General features: G+C 33.7%; 20 protein-coding genes and 1 other RNA gene. 9 read left to right on the top strand and 12 right to left on the bottom strand.

What is annotated here, in order from left to right; genetic code table 11:
- Positions 1–2,450, bottom strand: a 2,450-nt coding sequence (locus tag ACEN2K_RS10190) for an MBG domain-containing protein (RefSeq protein WP_441759227.1), incomplete at its 3' end; no start/stop codon positions are given.
- 859 nt (positions 2,451–3,309) lie between these two features.
- Between ACEN2K_RS10190 and ACEN2K_RS10185 the strand changes: the two genes are divergently transcribed.
- Genes ACEN2K_RS10185 through ACEN2K_RS10175 form a run of 3 tightly spaced genes read left to right on the top strand, consistent with a single transcriptional unit; the run spans position 3,310 to position 6,810 of the window.
- Positions 3,310–3,801 carry a SixA phosphatase family protein gene (locus ACEN2K_RS10185; protein ID WP_441759226.1) on the top strand — a complete coding sequence of 164 codons (492 nt, stop codon included), beginning with the start codon at positions 3,310–3,312 and terminating at the stop codon, positions 3,799–3,801.
- Positions 3,801–5,870, top strand: a complete 2,070-nt coding sequence (gene ppk1, locus ACEN2K_RS10180) for a polyphosphate kinase 1 (RefSeq protein WP_441759225.1) — start codon at positions 3,801–3,803, stop codon at positions 5,868–5,870. Before ACEN2K_RS10185 ends, ppk1 begins: the two co-directional genes overlap by 1 nt.
- 49 nt (positions 5,871–5,919) lie before the next feature.
- Entirely contained in the window at positions 5,920–6,810 is an 891-nt protein-coding gene (locus ACEN2K_RS10175) for a Ppx/GppA phosphatase family protein (RefSeq protein ID WP_441759224.1), read from the top strand.
- A 6-nt stretch (positions 6,811–6,816) separates the two neighbouring features.
- Here the strand turns inward: ACEN2K_RS10175 and ACEN2K_RS10170 are convergent, their stop codons facing one another.
- Positions 6,817–7,161 (bottom strand): DNA polymerase III, encoded by a 345-nt coding sequence (locus ACEN2K_RS10170; RefSeq protein WP_441759223.1) that lies wholly within the window; start codon positions 7,159–7,161, stop codon positions 6,817–6,819.
- 58 nt (positions 7,162–7,219) lie between these two features.
- Here ACEN2K_RS10170 and ACEN2K_RS10165 point away from each other — a divergent pair, with 58 nt between their 5' ends.
- Positions 7,220–7,438 (top strand): hypothetical protein, encoded by a 219-nt coding sequence (locus ACEN2K_RS10165; RefSeq protein WP_441759222.1) that lies wholly within the window; start codon positions 7,220–7,222, stop codon positions 7,436–7,438.
- A 28-nt stretch (positions 7,439–7,466) separates the two neighbouring features.
- On the opposite strand, the gene dnaX is transcribed toward ACEN2K_RS10165, so the two are convergent.
- The 3 genes from dnaX to ACEN2K_RS10150 form a co-directional block, all read right to left on the bottom strand.
- The gene (dnaX, locus tag ACEN2K_RS10160; protein WP_441759221.1) at positions 7,467–8,552 is read right to left on the bottom strand and encodes a DNA polymerase III subunit gamma/tau; all 1,086 of its coding nucleotides are present in this window, start codon (positions 8,550–8,552) and stop codon (positions 7,467–7,469) included.
- Between the two features lie 220 nt (positions 8,553–8,772).
- A complete protein-coding gene (locus ACEN2K_RS10155; protein ID WP_441759220.1) occupies positions 8,773–9,072 on the bottom strand; it encodes a hypothetical protein in 300 nt (99 codons plus the stop codon).
- A gap of 96 nt (positions 9,073–9,168) precedes the next feature.
- The gene (locus tag ACEN2K_RS10150; protein ID WP_441759219.1) at positions 9,169–9,471 is read right to left on the bottom strand and encodes a hypothetical protein; all 303 of its coding nucleotides are present in this window, start codon (positions 9,469–9,471) and stop codon (positions 9,169–9,171) included.
- Between the two features lie 122 nt (positions 9,472–9,593).
- Here ACEN2K_RS10150 and rnpB point away from each other — a divergent pair.
- The 3 genes from rnpB (at position 9,594) to ACEN2K_RS10135 (ending at position 11,646) form a co-directional block, all read left to right on the top strand.
- Positions 9,594–9,913, top strand: an RNA gene (rnpB, locus tag ACEN2K_RS10145) — RNase P RNA component class A.
- 127 nt (positions 9,914–10,040) lie between these two features.
- Positions 10,041–10,973, top strand: coding sequence for a ketopantoate reductase family protein (locus tag ACEN2K_RS10140; protein WP_441759218.1), 933 nt, complete (start codon positions 10,041–10,043; stop codon positions 10,971–10,973).
- Between the two features lie 139 nt (positions 10,974–11,112).
- Positions 11,113–11,646, top strand: a complete 534-nt coding sequence (locus ACEN2K_RS10135; protein WP_441759217.1) for a hypothetical protein — start codon at positions 11,113–11,115, stop codon at positions 11,644–11,646.
- 80 nt (positions 11,647–11,726) lie between these two features.
- Here the strand turns inward: ACEN2K_RS10135 and ACEN2K_RS10130 are convergent, their stop codons facing one another.
- Positions 11,727–12,320, bottom strand: coding sequence for an RsmD family RNA methyltransferase (locus tag ACEN2K_RS10130; protein WP_441759216.1), 594 nt, complete (start codon positions 12,318–12,320; stop codon positions 11,727–11,729).
- A complete protein-coding gene (locus ACEN2K_RS10125; RefSeq protein WP_441759215.1) occupies positions 12,317–13,138 on the bottom strand; it encodes a DUF3822 family protein in 822 nt (273 codons plus the stop codon). Before ACEN2K_RS10125 ends, ACEN2K_RS10130 begins: the two co-directional genes overlap by 4 nt.
- Positions 13,139–13,338: 200 nt before the next feature.
- Here ACEN2K_RS10125 and ung point away from each other — a divergent pair, with 200 nt between their 5' ends.
- Complete coding sequence (ung, locus tag ACEN2K_RS10120) at positions 13,339–14,013, top strand: uracil-DNA glycosylase (protein ID WP_441759214.1); 675 nt, start codon at positions 13,339–13,341, stop codon at positions 14,011–14,013.
- 89 nt (positions 14,014–14,102) lie between these two features.
- On the opposite strand, the gene ACEN2K_RS10115 is transcribed toward ung, so the two are convergent.
- From ACEN2K_RS10115 to ACEN2K_RS10095, 5 genes are all read right to left on the bottom strand, one after another.
- A complete protein-coding gene (locus ACEN2K_RS10115) occupies positions 14,103–14,480 on the bottom strand; it encodes a DUF4258 domain-containing protein (protein WP_441759213.1) in 378 nt (125 codons plus the stop codon).
- Positions 14,481–14,516: 36 nt separating this feature from the next.
- Positions 14,517–15,716: an alanine dehydrogenase gene (locus ACEN2K_RS10110; protein WP_441759212.1), complete on the bottom strand. Its 1,200-nt coding sequence runs from the start codon at positions 15,714–15,716 to the stop codon at positions 14,517–14,519.
- Positions 15,717–15,779: 63 nt separating this feature from the next.
- Positions 15,780–16,283, bottom strand: coding sequence for a GNAT family N-acetyltransferase (locus ACEN2K_RS10105; protein WP_441759211.1), 504 nt, complete (start codon positions 16,281–16,283; stop codon positions 15,780–15,782).
- A 5-nt stretch (positions 16,284–16,288) separates the two neighbouring features.
- Positions 16,289–16,696 carry a tRNA (adenosine(37)-N6)-threonylcarbamoyltransferase complex ATPase subunit type 1 TsaE gene (gene tsaE / locus ACEN2K_RS10100; RefSeq protein WP_441759210.1) on the bottom strand — a complete coding sequence of 136 codons (408 nt, stop codon included), beginning with the start codon at positions 16,694–16,696 and terminating at the stop codon, positions 16,289–16,291.
- A gap of 187 nt (positions 16,697–16,883) precedes the next feature.
- Positions 16,884–18,437, bottom strand: coding sequence for a response regulator (locus ACEN2K_RS10095; protein ID WP_441759209.1), 1,554 nt, complete (start codon positions 18,435–18,437; stop codon positions 16,884–16,886).
- A gap of 459 nt (positions 18,438–18,896) precedes the next feature.
- Between ACEN2K_RS10095 and ACEN2K_RS10090 the strand changes: the two genes are divergently transcribed.
- The gene (locus ACEN2K_RS10090; RefSeq protein WP_441759208.1) at positions 18,897–19,451 is read left to right on the top strand and encodes a hypothetical protein; all 555 of its coding nucleotides are present in this window, start codon (positions 18,897–18,899) and stop codon (positions 19,449–19,451) included.
- Positions 19,452–19,530 lie beyond the last annotated feature (79 nt).

Below are 19,530 nucleotides of genomic sequence, written 5' to 3'. Positions count from 1 at the left end.
TTAGGATTTGATCCTAGCGTCACCGCAATAGGATATGTCCCTACATTAGATCCAGTCACTGCAGTAGTAGCAAGGGTGTAGTTGATAACATCCGTCCCTACAGCACCGTTTACCGTTGCAGTAAGAGCAGGATTTGTATCTCCGTATACTTTTGATTTATCTGCCGCTACCACAGTTACCGCTTTAGGTGTTACTGTTAGTACAGCATCAGTTTTAGTAACGGTATAGTTAGGATTTGATCCTAGCGTCACCGCAATAGGATACGTCCCTACATTAGATCCAGTCACTGCAGTAGTAGCAAGGGTGTAGTTGATAACATCCGTCCCTACAGCACCGTTTACCGTTGCAGTAAGAGCAGGATTTGTATCTCCGTATACTTTTGATTTATCTGCCGCTACCACAGTTACCGCTTTAGGTGTTACTGTTAGGGTTGCTATATTTGTAATCACATTACTGCAGTTTCCAATTCCTACTAGGATAGCACGATAGCGATAGGTACTCATAGCTACTGTTGGTTTACTAACAGTTAGGGTTGAAGTTGTTGCATCAGAATAAAAAGAATCATTTGTTATATTAGTAAAACCAGATCCAGAATCTACTTGCCATTGGTATGAAGTGACGTTAGAAGCAACTACAGAAAAGGTAGTATTTAATCCGAAAACTACCGTTCTATTGATAGGTTGTGTTGTAATAGTAACTTTTGGATTAATTTTAACTGTAATAGCTTTTTTTGGACCAAAACAAGAATTACTTTCTTCTGCTACATAATAGGTGTAAGTACCAGCAGTGCTTGTACTCGGAATTAGGCTACTTTGACCAGTTGAAGTTAAAGAAGTGAAATAAACCAAGTTATGTTTAGTGTTGCTTGCAGTTGCGGTGAGTGCAACAGCGGTATCATCTTGACAGTACTCAACATCTGATGCAGTAGGAGATCCAGGTGTTTCGTTTATGGTTAATGTTACTGCTGTTCTAGTTAGGCTAGGGCATGTACCGTCATAATTTTGTGCATAATAGATTTTAGTACCTACACCAACTTGAGTAGGAGAACTCACCGCCGTTCCTCCAGTTGGTGAAGTATACCATGTAATTGTTTCTCCCGTTGCTGTTGCTGTTAATTTTTGAGTAGTCGTTCCATCAGAGCAAACTGTTTGATTCCCTCCAGATATTGCAGCAGAAGATGCTGGACTGATTGTAAGTTTAACAGCAGTTCTAGTCAAACTGTATGCAGAGTTCTTATTTGCTTGCGCATAGTATATTACTGAACCTACACCTACCTGCACTGGGTTGCTAACAATTTGACCATCGACAGCTGCATTGTACCAGGTTATTGTCACACCTGATGGTACAGTAGCAGTCGCGGTTAGTTTTTGTGAAGTAGTACCATCTGTACAAACTTTTTGATCTCCACCTGAAATTGGAGCTTTGGGAGCATATGTTATCGTTATTGTTGCTTGGTTAGAAGTTAGGTTTGTTGTATCGTTAACAGTATATTTGATAGGGGTTGGGTCTCCTTGAAAACTAGAAAGAGGAGTAAATTTTACAAAACCATTACCAACTACAGACCAAGTTCCTTCATTTGGGACTACCAATGATGTTTGTATACCGTTAGCAGATGGAATTAAATCTACTGTACTTATATCCAAATTATTATTTGGGTCACTATCATTTGATACAACATTTAAACTTACTACTCCAGCTTCTTGGTTTAATTTAGAATCGTCATTTGCTACTGGTGGATCAGGATAATCAAAAACAACTTCACCAAAACTTATCGAGCTTTGTCTAGAGCTTGAATTTTTCCAACTTCCCAATCTAAAAATTGCAGAACTTGAATTAGGATAGTGGACTACCGCAATATATTTAGTTTCTTTTATACTGATTTCATTAATAGATTCTGTTGGACCTTGAAATCTAGTAAAAGGAGAATTAACCGTAGTATTAACCTCTAGTTTTGTAGGATTTTCTAATTTGTAATAAGCTGGTTTCTCTATGATGGCTTCAAAATATTCGTTACCATCAACATCTATTGCTTCTAAAGCAAAAGAATCTAATTTAACGGGTACTCTAGTACCTGATTTGAAAAACTCAAATAAAAATTCTACATAACCTCCAGAACTTCTATAACCACCGTTTATAGTAATAACGGGCTGAAATCTATCTAGATAAAGTCCATTACCATTTTTGGAATTGTCGACATCTATGATAGAAGCATTGGAAATATCAGTTATAGTAACTACCGCATCGATGTCATTTCCATCAATTTTTGAAACTTTTTCATATAAATATTTCGAACCTTCAGTTCGGTCCTTACCAAATATTAGAGTAGGGTTATTGAAGACAGGCTTTTGAGCGCTAGCTGTAAAAAATGTAAAAAGTGCAACTATAAATAAAAAGTATTTCTGAAATTTTTTTTCTTCTTTTATAAAGAAATTTGAGTAGTTATGTGTCATACTATATAAAGTATTAGGCAATTTATTATATGAAATTATCAATTGGGAATTTAAATAACAGTATTTCTGAATTTACTTCACGAAATTGCTAACCAAACTTAGCAATTTAGGAGGTGACAATTTAAAATACAACTATGTTGAAATTATACATGGAAATGGTACCGATATTTTCCTATTTAAAAATATCTTATTAGGAATGTAATCTTTAAATTTGGTACACACTAAAGCATTAATAATTGAACTATTTTCAATTAAAAATGAAGCAGTTATTCTCGTTTGAGAATTAACAACATTAATATTGTCATCCTGTTTTAAAGTAACAGAATTACAAAACAAAGTAAATATAAAAACTAGGAACACCTTTTTTGCTATCAAAAAAGATGATTGTTGGGAAGTGAATAAATTGTCGTGTAGGTTAACAATTTTATTCGAAATATATTTTGCCATATATGATTTGGGTATATGTATTAAATGTTTGACAGTTTATTTTGAAATAAGTACAAAGATAATTATATAAATATACTTTAATAGCTTTCTCTTTAAATAGCATAAATAGTCGATGAAATGATAGTTTTTGTAAATAAATACATAAAAAAATCAGTGTTTACATTTAGTAATTGACTTTTAATGAGGGTGTTTTTATATTTTTTTATTAAATTTTTAAACTAAAGTTTAATAGCAGATGCAGGTCTTTTTTGAATAAAATTTAGCTGTATATCATTAACGAATAATATTAAAAAGTGGTTTTATATTCCTCTTTTTATTTACAAACGTTATGTAGAATATTTATAAAAGCGTATCTTTCTTTTTTGTATTTTACTATGGTTTTATATTTTTTAATCTCCCAAATATTTATACTATGAAAAATCTAATTTTGATAAGACATGCCAAATCGAATTGGGACGCACCCTTGAAAGATTTTGATAGACCATTAGATCAAAGAGGGATGAAAGATGCTCATTTAGTTTCTTTGAATATAACCAATTTTATTCCTAAAACCTATGTTATTTGGAGTAGCCCAGCTAAGAGAGCTTCTGATACTGCCGTAATTTTTGCGCAGAATATTTTGTACCCAATCGAAAGTATTATTTATAGTCAAGAGCTTTATACTTTTGACGAATTACAGTTAGAGAAAAGTGTAAAAGGATGCGATGATAGTTTTGAAAGTATTATTCTTTTTGGACATAATGCTGCTATTACAAATTTTGTTAATAAATTTGGGGATACATTTATTAGTAATGTCCCTACAGCTGGTTTTGTTTCAATACAATTTGACGTTGAGAATTGGAAAGAAATTAGTAAAGGAAAAACAAAAAAAGTAATAGTCCCAAAAGATTTAAAATTAGAATAGTGTCAGAACAAAAGTATATAGACAGAGAAAAAAGTTGGTTAGCATTTAATGCCAGAGTACTACAAGAAGCAGCCGATGTATCGGTACCACTTTTAGATAGATTGCGTTTTTTAGGAATATTTTCGAACAATTTAGATGAGTTTTTTAGAGTCCGTTTTGCAGCCATTAGGCGTTTAAGTTTATCTGGAAAAACAGGTGAAAAAATACTTGGTGGAATTTCTGCACAGCAATTAGTAAAAGATATTACAGAGATTGTAATTGAACATCAAACAGAAAGTTTGCTTATTTTGAAGGAAATAGAAAACGAACTGGAAACCAAGAACATTTTTATTATCAATGAAAACGAAATTTCTATAGAACAAGAGAAGTTTTTAAAAGACTTTTTTATTCAAAAATTAAGTCCAGAGTTAGTTACAATCATATTAAACGATCTTGCAGAATTTCCGTTGCTGAAAGATAATATGGGGTATTTAGCTATTAAATTAGTGATGAATACAGATGCTGAAGTGCGTTATGCAATAATTGAAATCCCTAAAACCATGAATCGTTTTGTGGTATTACCCTCTAACGATAACAAGCAGTATGTCATCTTAATTGATGATGTCATTAGGCACAATTTAAAAAGTATCTTTAATATTTTTGATTACAAAAGTGTATCAGCTCACATGATAAAGATCAGTAGGGATGCACAGTTAGATATTGATAGTGATTTGAGTAAAAGTATGCTGGAAAAGATATCTACCAGTGTGAGAGACAGAAGAATAGGTGAGCCTGTACGTTTTATTTATGATCAATTGATCGAAAAAGACACCTTGCAATTTTTCTTAGATAAAATGAAAATTGTTTCTACTGATAGTATTATTCCGGGAGGAAGATACCATAACAGAAGAGATTATATGGATTTTCCCAACCTAGGTAGGTATGATTTATTATACAAAAAAAACGTTCCATTGCCCATTCCGGGATTAAGTCTGGAAGGCAGTATTTTAGAAAAAATAAGTAATAAAGATTACTTATTAAATGCGCCCTATCAATCATTTTCGTATCTAACTAAATTTTTAAGAGAAGCAGCATTAGATCCTAAAGTCACTTCTATTAAAATCACCTTATACCGCTTAGCCAAAAATTCGCAAATTATCAGTTCGTTAATCAATGCTGCTAAAAACGGAAAAAAAGTAACTGTCCAAATTGAGCTGCAGGCGCGTTTTGATGAAGCGTCCAACATTTCCTATGCGGAGCAAATGCAAACGGAAGGTATCAATCTTATTTTTGGAATAAAAGGACTAAAAGTACACAGTAAAATATGTGTTATTGAGCGAAATGAGAATGGTAAAACAAAGCGATACGGCTTTATTTCAACAGGAAATTTTAATGAATCAACGGCCAAAGTGTATACTGATGTGACTTTATTTACCAGTCATCAGCAGATATTGAAAGATATTAATAAAGTTTTTGAGTTTTTTGATATAAATTATAGAATTCATCGCTACAAACATTTAATCGTATCTCCACATTATACTAGGTCCCGTTTTTATAAGTTGATTGATAGGGAAATTTTACATGCAAGAGCGGGTCGTAAAACTTATATTAAGTTAAAAATGAATAGTTTGTCTGACTTTAGTATGATTGATAAATTGTATGAGGCTAGTAATGCAGGAGTGAAAATCCAGCTAGAAGTTAGAGGGATTTGTTCGTTAATTCCAGGTGTGAAAGGAATGAGTGCTAATATTGAGGCTATTAGCATTGTGGATAATTATCTGGAACATTCTCGTATTTATATTTTCGGAAATGCTGGTCAAACTGAAGTGTACATATCTTCAGCTGATTTTATGACTAGAAATCTTGATGATAGAGTAGAAGTCACTTGCCCAATCTATGATCAGCAAATTAAGCAGGAGCTAATTGATAATTTTGATTTAGGTTGGAAAGGAAACGTGAAAGCCCGCTATCATTCATATAAATTAGATAACAAATATAGGGAAGGAACAGGAGAACCTATTTTTAGAGCACAAATTGAAACCTATAAATACTATCAAAGTAAGGTCGATTTGCTAGAAGAAAGTTTTTAGAAACAATGATTTCTAAAAGAGTAAAAAATAATTCAAACGAGGATGAAGGATGATTAAAATAAAGAAATATGCAGCGATCGATATTGGTTCTAATGCCATGCGTTTGCTAATTGTAAATATTGTTGAACAAGAAGGCAAAGAGCCACAATTTAATAAGAGTTCGCTGGTTCGTGTACCGATACGTTTAGGGCAAGATGCCTTTACCGTGGGGGAAATCTCTGAGGAGAATATCAGCAGAATGTGTGATGCAATGACAGCTTTTAATCTCTTGATGAAAGTACATAAAGTGCAGTCTTATAGAGCCTTTGCAACATCGGCAATGCGCGAAGCATACAATGGAAAAGAAATTGTGGAATTGATTAAAGAAAAGTCAGATGTAAATATTGAGATAATTGACGGAAAGAAAGAAGCCGCGATAATTGCTTCTACAGATTTACTTCATTTGTTAAATACAGATCAAACCTATTTATTTGTTGATGTTGGTGGTGGAAGTACCGAATTTACGATCTTTTCTAATGGAAAAATCATTACTTCGAGATCTTTCAAAGCCGGTACTGTGCGACTGCTTAATAATATGGTCTGTGATGTAGTGTGGGATGAAATCGAAAAATGGATCAAAAGTAACACAGAGGATTTTGAAGAGGTAACATTGATAGGGTCTGGAGGAAATATCAATAAGTTGTTTAAAATGTCTGGTAAAACGCAGGAGAAACCATTATCCTATATTTATATCAATTCACAATACGCTTTCTTGAATTCCTTGACTTATGAACAAAGAATCTCTGAATTAGGTTTGAATCCCGATCGTGCCGATGTAATTATCCCTGCAGTTCGTATTTATTTAAACGCGATGAAGTGGAGTGGAGCTCGACAGATATATGTGCCTAAAATAGGGCTTTCAGACGGTATTGTTAAAGCAATGTACTACGAAAAAATATAATAATTATTACGAAGTCAAATCCAATCCAAATGTTGTTCTTAATAGTTCAATATTTGGATTTATTTCATGTAAGCGATTGTAGCGATCTTGATCATTAAAACTTCTTTTACTCTCAAAACTTTCGTTTACAATAACTTCAATTGTGATGTCGTGATTGTGTAAATGCCCTCTTAAATGTCCTAAAAGTCCAATTTTTTGACTTTCAAAATCTAATTTCGAACCTTCATTAGGCAGTTCTATCGAAATTTGCGTTCCATTTAATACAGGATCGTTAATTAGAAGTAACGACTCCATAATTTTGAAACCTTTGTCTCCTAATCGCTTTGCGTATTTAGTCCACTGAATCAACATTTCGGTTTCCGTAAATGATTCTGTAGGTAAATGAACAGTTTCTTTTACAACCGTTTTATTGTTTTCTTCTAACGCTTTTTTAGCTCGGATGCTGGCTAATGAAAAAGCTGAAACCTTAGGTCCTGTAAATTCTTCCGTTTTCTTTGGTGTAACTGCCGTTGTTTCTGGTTTAGTATTTGGTTCATTAACTGGTACAGCAGGATTACTAGGTTTAGGAGTTTGCTGCGTAGCTTCAGCTGCTGGTTTTGCTACTTTGCTTTGGTCAGCAATAGAGTAATCTAATTTTCTAAAATAAGTAGGGGGAATTATAAAGGACTCAACTTTTTTTTTTCTCCATCATAAGTGATAGAGGCAAGTTGCATTAGGCAAAGCTCAACAAGTAAGCGCTGATTTTGACTTACTTTGTATTTTAAATCACAATCATTAGCTATGCCAATTCCTTTTAGAAGAAATTCCTGAGTACATTTTTGGGCTTGCAGGCCGTACATTTTTTGAGCTTGCTCACCTACTTCTAATAAAGACAGTGTAGCAGGTGTTTTACTCACTAATAAATCTCTAAAATGAGAAGCTAATCCTGATACAAAATGGTGTGCATCAAAACCTTTAGAAAGGATATCATTAAAAGCCATCAATAAATCTGGAATTTTGTTTTCCAATATCAAATCAGTAACTGTGATATAGGTTTCGTAATCCAGAACATTTAAATTCTCCGTTACCGCTTGGCGTGTTAAATTACTACCACAATAAGAAACCACTCTATCAAAAATAGATAAAGCATCTCTCATGGCACCATCGGCTTTTTGAGCTATAATGTGCAAAGCATCGTCTTCAAAAGCTACCCCTTGATTGGTGGCAACTTCAGCAAGATGTTCTTTGGCGTCTTTTACAGTAATTCTTTTAAAATCAAATATTTGACAACGCGATAAAATCGTAGGTATGATCTTGTGTTTTTCGGTGGTAGCCAAAATAAAAATCGCATGCTTTGGTGGCTCTTCTAAGGTTTTTAGGAAAGCATTAAATGCAGCAGAAGACAGCATGTGCACCTCATCAATAATATATACTTTGTATTTTCCTGTTTGTGGCGGGATACGTACTTGGTCAATTAGATTTCGAATATCATCAACAGAATTGTTTGAAGCAGCATCTAATTCGAATACATTAAAAGCAAAATCTTCATTAGGATCATCATAACCCGGTTGGTTAATTTTACGAGCTAATATTCGGGCACAAGTTGTTTTTCCTACACCTCTAGGGCCAGTAAATAATAAGGCCGAAGCAAGGTGATTACTTTCTATAGCATTCAGTAAAGTATTGGTAATGGCTTTTTGCCCTACAACATCGTTAAATGTTTGCGGACGGTATTTACGAGCCGATACTATAAATTGTTCCATAGAATTTTTATTCGAAAGCAAATATAGGCAAAGGCTTGATATTATGAAAATGATAATTTGATTAATTAAAAAATTAACAACTAAGCCTGATGGAGGTTTAAAAACAGGATAGTTTCACAATGTATTAAGTGTTTTATCTTCAGACGAATAGATTCTATTTCTCATTTAATACATTGAGTAATTGGAATTACTAACAGAGTTCTATTTTTAAAATTTAAAACTATTTGTTTCTGCTTTTAATGTGGAGATTAATTAGCGTTTGGGTTGCATCACTTACTGAATTGGCAGCAAAACCAGCTACAAAAACACCTTTTTCGCCATTTTTAGAAGTTATACCAAACACTATGGCTTCGTCATCTGGATTGGTCATGCCTTCATATCTGTAGATTTGGGTGATTTCATACTCATGTGGATTATTAGTTATTTCCTCTTCATGAAGGTTATAATCATAAGTAAAACCCATTGCTTTTAATTCTTCTAAAGCTTTTGATACTGAAGCGTAATGATACCTATTTTCCATGATGTTTTAATTTTATACAAATTCTCCTTACGTTAGATTTAATAATATTTCTCTTCGCTAAGGTTCTTATAGCAACCATCATTTTTGGTGAAATAGCTAGGATTGCGCCCTATCTCTAATGGAAATATTGATTAAAATTTGTGAAGCATCACTAACAGAATTTGCTGCAAAGCCAGCTACAAAAACTCCTTTTTTACCAGTGGTAGATTTAATACCGTACACTATAGCCTCATCTCCAGGGTCGGTTTCACCCTCGTATCTATAAATATGCTTGATCTCATAACGGTGTGGGTTTTTTACGATATCCTGCTCATGTAGATTAAAATCATAGGTAAAACCTTTTTCATGCAAATCATCTAAGGCTTTAGAAACGGTGGCATAGTGATACATTTTCTTCATAATTGCTAGAGAATTGTTAGTTATAGCTTAAAGGTAACTATTTTATAATTAAGTTGTTGTGAAACTGTTGTTAAAGTAGAGTAACATAATTTGACTTCGTTGATTAATTGTCGTAATTTTGCCACACAGACCGCCTTATCGCTGTTTTGAGTAATCAAGAGAGAGGAAAGTCCGGACACCATAGAGAAGCATAGCGGGTAACACCCGTCGGTACCAATTTATTGGGATTAGGACAAGTGCAACAGAAAGTATGTACAGGTAATGCTGTAGTGAAACCAGGTAAACTCTATGCGGTGAAATATCAAGTATATCAGCATTTAAGGGCTTCTCGTCCGTTGTTGAAGGGTAGATAGCTTGAGCTTATGAGTAATTATAAGTCTAGATAAATGATGAGGGTTCGCCTCGGCGAATACAGAATCCGGCTTATAGGTCTGTTTTTTTTATTAATTAATTTAATAAAATCGTGATTGTAAAATCTAAACTGAATCATTAAGAGATTAAGTTACATCAAGTCCACAGACTTGGTTTTCTAAATTTCTTGATGGTTTTTTTTATAGTACTAATAAATTATGAAGACAAGAATAGCTGTTTTAGGATTGGGTGGAGTAGGAGGTTATTTTGGTGGACTTTTAGCGAAAGCTTATGCTGCATCAGACCAAGTTGATGTTGTGTTTATTGCCCGTGGTGTCACCCAAAAGGCAATAGCAGAATCGGGATTGAAAATAATTACTGACACAAATGAAATCGTAGTTTTCCCTACAGTGGTTTCAGATGATCCAGAGCTTATTGGTAAACTGGATTACCTTATTTGTGCTACAAAAACATACGACATTGAGGAAAGTTTACTGTCCTTAACGAAATGCATCACTAAAAACACGATAATTCTTCCTTTATATAATGGAGTAGATGCTCCAGAACGCATCAGTGTGCTTTACCCAGATAATGAAGTACTACTGGGTTGCGTCTATATTGTTTCAATGATTAGTGCTCCAGCTGTTATTAAAAAAATGGGCGTTTATGAAAAACTATTTTTTGGTTCACAAACGGCCTCCCTTTCTAAGTTGAAAGCACTACAGGCTATTTTCGAAAAAGCAGCCATTGAAAGTTATCTCGTTGATAGCATTGAAGAAACTGTCTGGGAAAAATACATATTTATATCGGCGCTAGCCTCAGCGACTTCTTATTTGAATCAAAATATTGGTACCATCACTTCGACACCTACTAGTAGAAACTTTTATGTAGAACTGCTGAATGAAATTACGATGATTGCGGCTGTAAAAGGGCTAAATTTACCCAATGACATCATTATGCAAACAATTTTAAAATTAGAAAAAACCCCAAAGGATGCTACATCTTCTATGCACAGAGATGTACTGGCAGGACGAAATTTTGAACTTGCTTCTCTTACTGAATTTGTAGTAAACGAAGGTTTAAAATATGAAATTGAAACACCAACCTACCAACTAGTTCTTGATGAATTACGACCTAAACTGCCTGCCTAATTTTTTATTTTAACAAAATATATGTTTTCTTGCTAGTAATAGATTAACGTAAAATATTAATAAAATATTTCTTATGTTTGTTTTGCTCTTTAGGCCTAAATAATAATGGTTTAAAGTGGTATAACCAACCATTATAAATATGAAAAAAAAGTTTTTGTTAGTCTTAAGTCTGGTGGCCATGACCAGTGTAAAAGGACAGGAAGCAGTTACTGTAGCTAAAAATCAATTTAAAATTAATGTTCTTGTTCCTGGAGTTGTTTACGAGCATGGTTTTGACGATAAGAATACATTGTACTCCGAGTTGAGTATGGGTCTTGGCTACCGCAGTAATAGTTTTGCTGGTGATACTTGGGATTTTTATCCTACAATCAATGAGCAATTTCGTCATTACTACAATTTAGAAAAGAGAGCTAATAAAGGCAAGGTGACAGCGCATAATTCTGGAGGATATGTCGCTATGACTGCCGCTTACTATTTTGAATCAACAACTACAAACGAGGCATTTTATAATACCATTCCTTCTTTTACTCTAGGTCCTGTGTGGGGATTTGAACGAACGTATAAGCGCAACTTTAATCTAGGATTAAATATGGGTGTGGGATACAACATGGACAAATATGATAATGAATTTGTGCCTATTCTTAATTTTTCTCTTGGATGGGTCATCAAATAGAGTTGCGAAATAGTATATAAAAAATAAGCCCTTGTTAGTACTAACAAGGGCTTTTATATTATAGAAACGTTTAGATAAATCTACTCGTCTTCATCATCATTTTCAAATAACTCTGGATCTAATTCTTCGTTTCTGGCGGGTAATTCAAAGAAACTAAAAATCGAACCTCCGTAACTTTTCTTGAATGAAAAATGAATCATATGGTCTAATTTAGTGTATTTAGAATGTTCTATTACCATCATCCCATCTTCATTAAGGGTGTTTTTTTCAAAAACTAGCAAAACAATTCTTTCAAAGGTAGCTTGGTCAAGTGCATAGGGAGGATCTGCAAAAACGATATCAAAAGTTGCGTTGTTTTTTTCAAGAAATTTAAAAACATCACTCTTCGTAGCGGCAATGTTAAAATCATATTCCGTGGCAATCTGTTTGATAAACTTCACACAACCAAAGTCACCATCTACCGAGGTAATAGGCGAACTTCCTCTTGACGCAAATTCGTAACTGATGTTTCCTGTTCCCGCAAATAAGTCCAAAACTTTTAATCCTTCAAAGTTGAAATGATTATTCAAAACATTGAACAAGGCTTCTTTAGACATGTCAGTTGTAGGACGCACAGGAAGTCCCTTTGGAGGAGAAATGCGTCTCCCTTTGTATTTTCCAGATATGATTCTCATGAGTTGAAAAGTATAAAATGATTTCTGTTTTCGGCCTCAGAAAAGTAGTTGTTCCATCGTAAGTCCTCTACATCAATTAGTGCAACGTTACGAATGTATTTGTAAGCTATTTTGTAATAGTCACTTTCGGTAGTAATAGTACCGATTAGCACTAATGGAAAAGTTTCTGGATTTAAATTCATCTGTTCTGCAGTAAAGAGTACATAGTATATAAAATCTTCAACAGTTTGATAATCGAAAGAGTTGAATAGCAATAACTTTTGATTTTGAATAACAATGATTTCAAAATGGCCTTGATTGAAATGCACATACATTGTTTTTTCGTCCTTGTTTTTGGAGGCATCCAAAAGCTTAGTGACTAAAATACTGTTAGCATGTTTGTAATCAAACGCACCAAACTTATCTATAAAATAATTGTTCATATTTACATACGGAATGTAAACTGCATTGATTTGATAATTGCTTATTTCGTCAAAGGCAAAAAAATCAGTTTCAAAAACTTTAGTGTTGTACTGCAAATAACTACCCATGTACTGCTCATCAAAAAGAGCTGTAGGTACAAAAGTGGAAAGATTATTACTGTGAATGATCAAAATATCATCATATTGATCGTTTAATTCTGGATACTCTGCAAAAGCATTGGCAAATAAATCTTCAATAGCTATTCCTTTATCAATAGTATCAAACTGTACTTCATTAAAAGAACTGATCGTACCATTAAGTGTGTCAAAACAACAGAAGGAAAGACCAGTCAAGGATACTTGAATGGATAATTTTTTATACTGTTTCTCGGTAATATTATTGTTTTGTGTTAACATAAAGTAATTTATAATCCGTTTTATATTCTTATGGTAAAAGGATTAAATGCGAAGACAAACTTACAATTTTTTTTTATTTTTATCCTTTTATAATTGCTGCATTTAGGCTTTCAAGTGGGAACTATTTCTAATGCATTGATTTTAAAATTTTGTTTACTCTAGCTTTTACATAATGTACCTTTGTACACAAATTATTTTATATGCCTGTCAATCTAAACCCAGAATGGAAATCCTTTTTATCAGACGAAATCAGTAAACCGTATTTTGAGGAATTACTACAACAAGTAGATGATGAATACCAGCAGTTTCAATGTTTTCCTCCAAAAGATTTAATCTTCTCTGCTTTTAATAAATGTAATTTAGATGATCTTAAAGTGGTAATCATAGGTCAAGATCCTTACCATGGAGAGGGAGAGGCTAATGGTTTGAGTTTTTCTGTTAATGATGGTGTTCGTATTCCGCCTTCACTGCGCAATATCTTTAGAGAAATAAATGATGATTTAGGAACTATTTTTATGCCTACCTCTGGTAATTTAGAGCATTGGGCTAAGCAAGGCGTTTTATTACTCAATGCTTCCTTGACCGTTAGAAAAGATACTGCTAACAGTCACAAACATTTAAAATGGAATGTATTTACAGATGCGGTTATCCAGAAACTTTCACTAGAGAAGGACGGTTTAGTTTTCTTGCTCTGGGGCAATTTTGCCCACAAAAAAGGACTTAAGATAAATAGAGAAAAACATTTAGTATTAAAATGTGGTCATCCGTCACCGATGAGTGCTAATCAAGGAAAGTGGTTTGGTAATAAACATTTCAGTAAGACTAATAGCTATTTACAATCGAATGCTAAGCAACCTATTGATTGGATTGTTTAATCCACTTCGAATTCAAAAAAGTAAAGTAGCAGCTATAAAAAAAGCCCAATTGTAATTTACAATTGGGCTTTTATATGTCGGATAATAAACTATTCTACTTTTATAATTTCTTCTAAAGTAGCTTTGCTTTCTTGATTGCTCACTTTAAGAATAATGGGAACATTTTTCATTGTTTTCCCTTCAATTACATACATTTTTGCTTTTCTAAATTCGGTGTTGCTTTTATCAAAATCAACATCTCCAAATTCTAATGTGTTTTTAATATCAATGGTATCAATCCAAGGTTGGGCTAATACTTCAGAGGCTTTTTCAGAATAATGAAAAGGTTTGTTTCTTAAATCATTAAGTACACGTGCATTTGGGAAGTAATTACAGCGGGTATCTTTACCACTGAAAACAAGAGCAACAAAAAAAAGACCTATTACTAAACCTACTAGATAGTAGGCAAAACGTTGAAAAAATTTCATGAATTATTTTTTTGGCAAAGGTAAAGCAAAGATTCCTTAAAACACAATTAAATTGATGTCGTTATTGGGTAAATCAAACCAGTCACCTATAGCCTTATTGGTCAAAATTCCGTGGTACAAATAGACCCCATTTTTTAAACCTCTATCACAACGAATAGCACTTTCAATACCACCATCTTCGGCGATTTTCATGATAAACGGACTAATGATATTGCTAATAGATAACGAAGCTGTCTTAGAATAACGAGAAGGAATATTGGGTACACAATAGTGAACAACATTGCTTTTTATGAAGGTTGGTTTTTCATGAGACGTCACTTCAGAAGTTTCAAAACAACCACCAGTATCGATACTTACATCAACAATTACGGCCCCTCTTTTCATGTGTTCCACCATGGTTTCAGTAACAATAACGGGGCAACGTTCTACACCGCGCATGGCACCAATGGCCACGTCACAACGTCTTAATGCTTTGAGTAACGATTTAGATTGAATGGTTGATGTAAAAATACGTTGGTTTAGACTGTTTTGTAACCGACGTAATTTAGTAATGGAGTTATCAAATACTTTAACAGTAGCACCAAGACCTAACGCGGTCTTAGCAGCAAATTCACCCACTGTTCCTGCACCTAGTATGACAACGTCAGTGGGAGGGACTCCGGTAATATTACCAAATAATAAGCCTTTTCCAAATTCATTAGTAATCATTAGCTCGGCAGCGATGAGTATGGATGCAGTACCGGCAATCTCACTAGAGGAACGCACTGCTGGGTACGAGCCGTCTTGATCTTTTATATATTCAAACGCCAAAGCAGTAATTTTTTTCTTGCTTAAGGCTTCAAAATAGTCTTTGGTTTTTGTTTTTAGTTGGATGGAAGAAATCAAAATCGTCTGATTATTCATCATCTCAATTTCTGCAAGGGTAGGAGTACCTACTTTTAATATCATCGGACAGCCAAATACTTTGCGGGTATCCTTAGTTACCTCGGCACCAGCATCGCTGTATTCTTTATCCGAATAACTAGAGCTTTCTCCAGCACCTGCTTCAATCATTACTCTATGTCCATTACAAGTAAGGGAGTTTACAGCATCTGGTGTCAGACAAATACGACGTTCTTGGTAGCTTGTTTCATTGGGAATACCAATAAATAATTCACTTTTATGTCGTGCAACTTCCAGTTTTTCTTCCTGAGGCAATAACTGTTCTTTTGTAAAAGGGGATAATGATATTGACATTGTTATGATACTAATTTTAAAGTAAAAATACGTAAAAAGTTTAGAATTACAGGAATTTAAAACCTAGAATTCTGCATGCATACTGTTTTCAAACAATTCGATATGTTTTTCCATTTTGATATCCGCACGTTCGTAAACTCCGTCTTCTAAGGGAATTTCGACAAAACCAAACCGCTCATATAAATGTATCGCAGGTTTCAATTTTCGATTGGAATATAAAATCAATTTCGGAATCTTATTTTCTTTGGCTACCTGAAAACAATGCTCGATTAATAGTTTACCTATACCTAATCCCTGCATACCATCGCTAACAGCCATTTTACTCAATTCAAATGTAGTGGCATCCATTTTAATTAAAGAAACCGTACCTACAATATCATTTTGGTATTGGGCATAGAAGATGAGTCCGCCTTTGTCTATAATCTCTTGCTGCGGATTTGACAGTACACGTTCGTCTTTTGGTTCTACTTTAAAATACTGTTCTAACCAGGCAATATTTAGCACTTTAATAGGCTCTTTTAGTTCAGGTGAAAACGGAATAATACGCACCGTATCTTTTACATTCATGTCAATTAATTTAAGACTAAACTGCGTTTACCATCTTCTAAAACACTAATTGTAATCACCGAATGTTCTTCTGGAATCAAATTCGGAATTTGCTCCGCCCATTCGATAAAACACCAGTTTCCTGAATACAAATAATCATCAACGCCCATGTCTAAAGCTTCACTTTCTGCTTTTAAACGGTAAAAGTCAAAATGAAAAACAGTTTCGCCAGTAGTAGTTTGGTATTCATTCACTAATGAAAAAGTGGGACTAGAGGTCGCCTCCGTAACCCCAACCGTTTTACACAATTGTTTGATAAAAGTAGTTTTACCAGCACCCATTTCGCCATGAAAAAGAATAACTTTTTGTGGGTTTTGGGCAACAACCAGTTCAGCAACTGATGCGATATCTTCTAATGAAAAAATAAATTCCATCTTTTATTATTATTTTAAATTCTGAATTATAAATTTTAACCTGTGAGTGCTTATATGTTAAAAAACACTACTATTAATCAGCTAGTAGCACATTTCTAAAAACCTTAAACTTCAAACTTTTTTAAACTTTAAACTTTTTTAAACTTTAAACTTTAAACTTTTTTAAAAAATCTAAACCTTCCAAGTACTACTTCGGATTAAAAACCAAACAGGGAATAATCATTTCTTCTAAGGAGATTCCGCCGTGCTGGTAGGTGTTTTTATAATAACTCACATAATGATTGTAGTTATTGACATAGGCCAAGAACAAATCATTTTTGGCAAAAATATAAGAACTACTCATATTAATAGCAGGCAATCCTATTTTTTTTGGGTCTTTGACCGCATAAACATCTTTGTATTCATAGGTTAAACTGCGACCTGTTTTATAACGTAAATTCAAACTAGTGTTTTTATCACCCACAACTTTTGAAGGGTTTTTGACATTAATAGTTCCGTGATCTGTAGTCAGGATCAGTTTGAAGCCTAGTTTTTGGGCTTGCTGAATAATTTCTAATAAGGGCGAGTTCTTAAACCAACTTAAAGTTAGGGAACGATATGCCTTATCATCAGAGGCCAATTCTTTCACCACATCCATTTCAGTTTTGGCATGAGATAACATGTCGACAAAATTATACACTACGGTAACCAGATCATTATCTTTTAGTCCCTTGAAGTTTTCTACCAGTTTTTTACCAGAAGACAGATTGGTGATTTTAAAATAATCTTCCTTGATGTTCAAACCAAGGCGTTTTAATTGTGCCGATAAGAACTCGGCTTCATATAAGTTTTTACCCCCTTCTTCGGGATCATTTTTCCAGTATTGCGGGAATTGCTTTTCCATTTCCACAGGCAATAAACCAGAGAAAATGGCATTACGAGCATATTGCGTTGCGGTAGGTAAAATGGAATAATAAGGAACCTCTTTTTCTAACTTATAGTAATCAGTCACTACACTTTCAAAAGTTTTCCATTGATCGTAACGCAAGTTATCAATCACAACAAATAAAACTGGTTTGTGTTTCTTTACCAGTTCAGGAACCACAAGTTCTTTAAACAAAGTATGTGACTGCACTGGTTTATCAGCCTTAGGTAAAAACCAGTCCTCATAATTGCGTTCAATAAATTTCCCAAACATCGAGTTGGCCTCGGCTTTTTGAGATTCTAATATTTCAATCATTCCCTGGTCATTGATATCCTCTAGTTGCAATTCCCAAAAAATCAATTTTTTGTACAACTCCACCCAGTCCTCATAACTATTGACCATTGCCATTTCCATGGTGATTTTTCTAAACTCTTTTTGGTAATCCAAGGTGGTTTTTTGCGAAATCAAACGCGAGTGATCCAAGTTCTTTTTCAAACTCAGTAAAATCTGGTTTGGGTTAACCGGTTTAATCAAGTAGTCAGCAATTTTAGAACCTATCGCTTCCTCCATGATGTACTCTTCCTCACTTTTAGTAATCATAATCATGGGGATAGCGCTTTTCTTCTCTTTCATTTCAGAGAGCGTTTCTAGCCCGCTCATACCTGGCATGTTTTCATCTAGAAAAACAATATCAAAATTTTCTTCCTCAAAAATATCAATGGCATCGCGACCGTTATTACAAGTAGTCACCTCATAATTTTTTTTCTCCAAAAACAGTATGTGTGGTTTTAAATAATCAATTTCATCATCAACCCAAAGTATTTTTATCTTGTCCATATATAATGTGTAAAAAGAATAGTAAAGTCATTAATCAATGTGCCAAATTACATTTTTTTCAAGCGCTTTGTTATTAATATTATTATAAAATTTACTACTAAAACTAATGTGGCTAGCTATAGAATGCCTTTTTTTTTGGGCGTGCCCTCCGCCAAAGCTACGGTCGGGCAGTTCACTGCAAGTCCTCGCCCCGCCAAAAAAGCGGTGCTGTGGGCTTTCCGTTTCCGTCCCTCACGCGGGATTAGGGAGTTAGGAACATTTGTTTACTTAATTACATCCAAATTACGGGAAACCGTAAAGCGATTGATTTGCTTATTGTTATATTTGAAGTTAAGTTGATTTAATAGAAAAAACTTATATTTGAAAAAGCACCAATTATCTAAAAACTGGCATAAAGTTGATGTTATAGGGTAGTTAGGCATAATTATAAAAAGACGAGGAGAATTCAAGAATAATTAGATGAAAAAAGACATTATAAATAGATTTGAATTAAAACTTGAATTTAATAAAGATACGGAAGACCCAAGCAGACTATTTAGATCATTTGCTGATTTAATTGACAGCATTAAAGAACTTGATACTACACTCGCACAATCTATAAATACAAGTGTTTCTTCCAAAATATATTTGGATGATATTGAGAAAGGATCATTAATTGGCAAACTATGGAATCACCTTGTCATAAATGACGATAATAAATTAGACGACAATGATTCAAGTGAAGAAATATTAAATGATTTTATAGATGAATCTAGAAGCAAAAGTTTAGAGTTTATAGAAAGTGGAAAATCACAAGTTTCAGATTTGGAAAATCTAGCAAATGACATTGATGAGATTGCAAAAGAAAAAGGATTAGCAAAAACTTTTAATTATGCTAAACTAGACATTCTCGATTTAGCAAAGAATTTAAATGAAATAAATGATGCTGTAAATAAACTTGAAGAAGATGAAAAGTTCATAGTTAAAAACTCAAAAAACAAAACGGAGGAAATTACAAAGGTACGGATAAAATAAATATTGAAGACGTTGAGAGAGCTTTAACTACTGAAGAAATTAAAAGTGAATCAATTATTTACTACAAAATTAAAAGACC

The sequence above is a fragment of the Flavobacterium sp. W21_SRS_FM3 genome, assembly GCF_052113625.1.
GTDB lineage: Bacteria > Bacteroidota > Bacteroidia > Flavobacteriales > Flavobacteriaceae > Flavobacterium.
The sequence above is the reverse complement of the archived record's forward strand: the minus strand, read 5'-3'. Positions and strand labels throughout refer to the sequence as shown.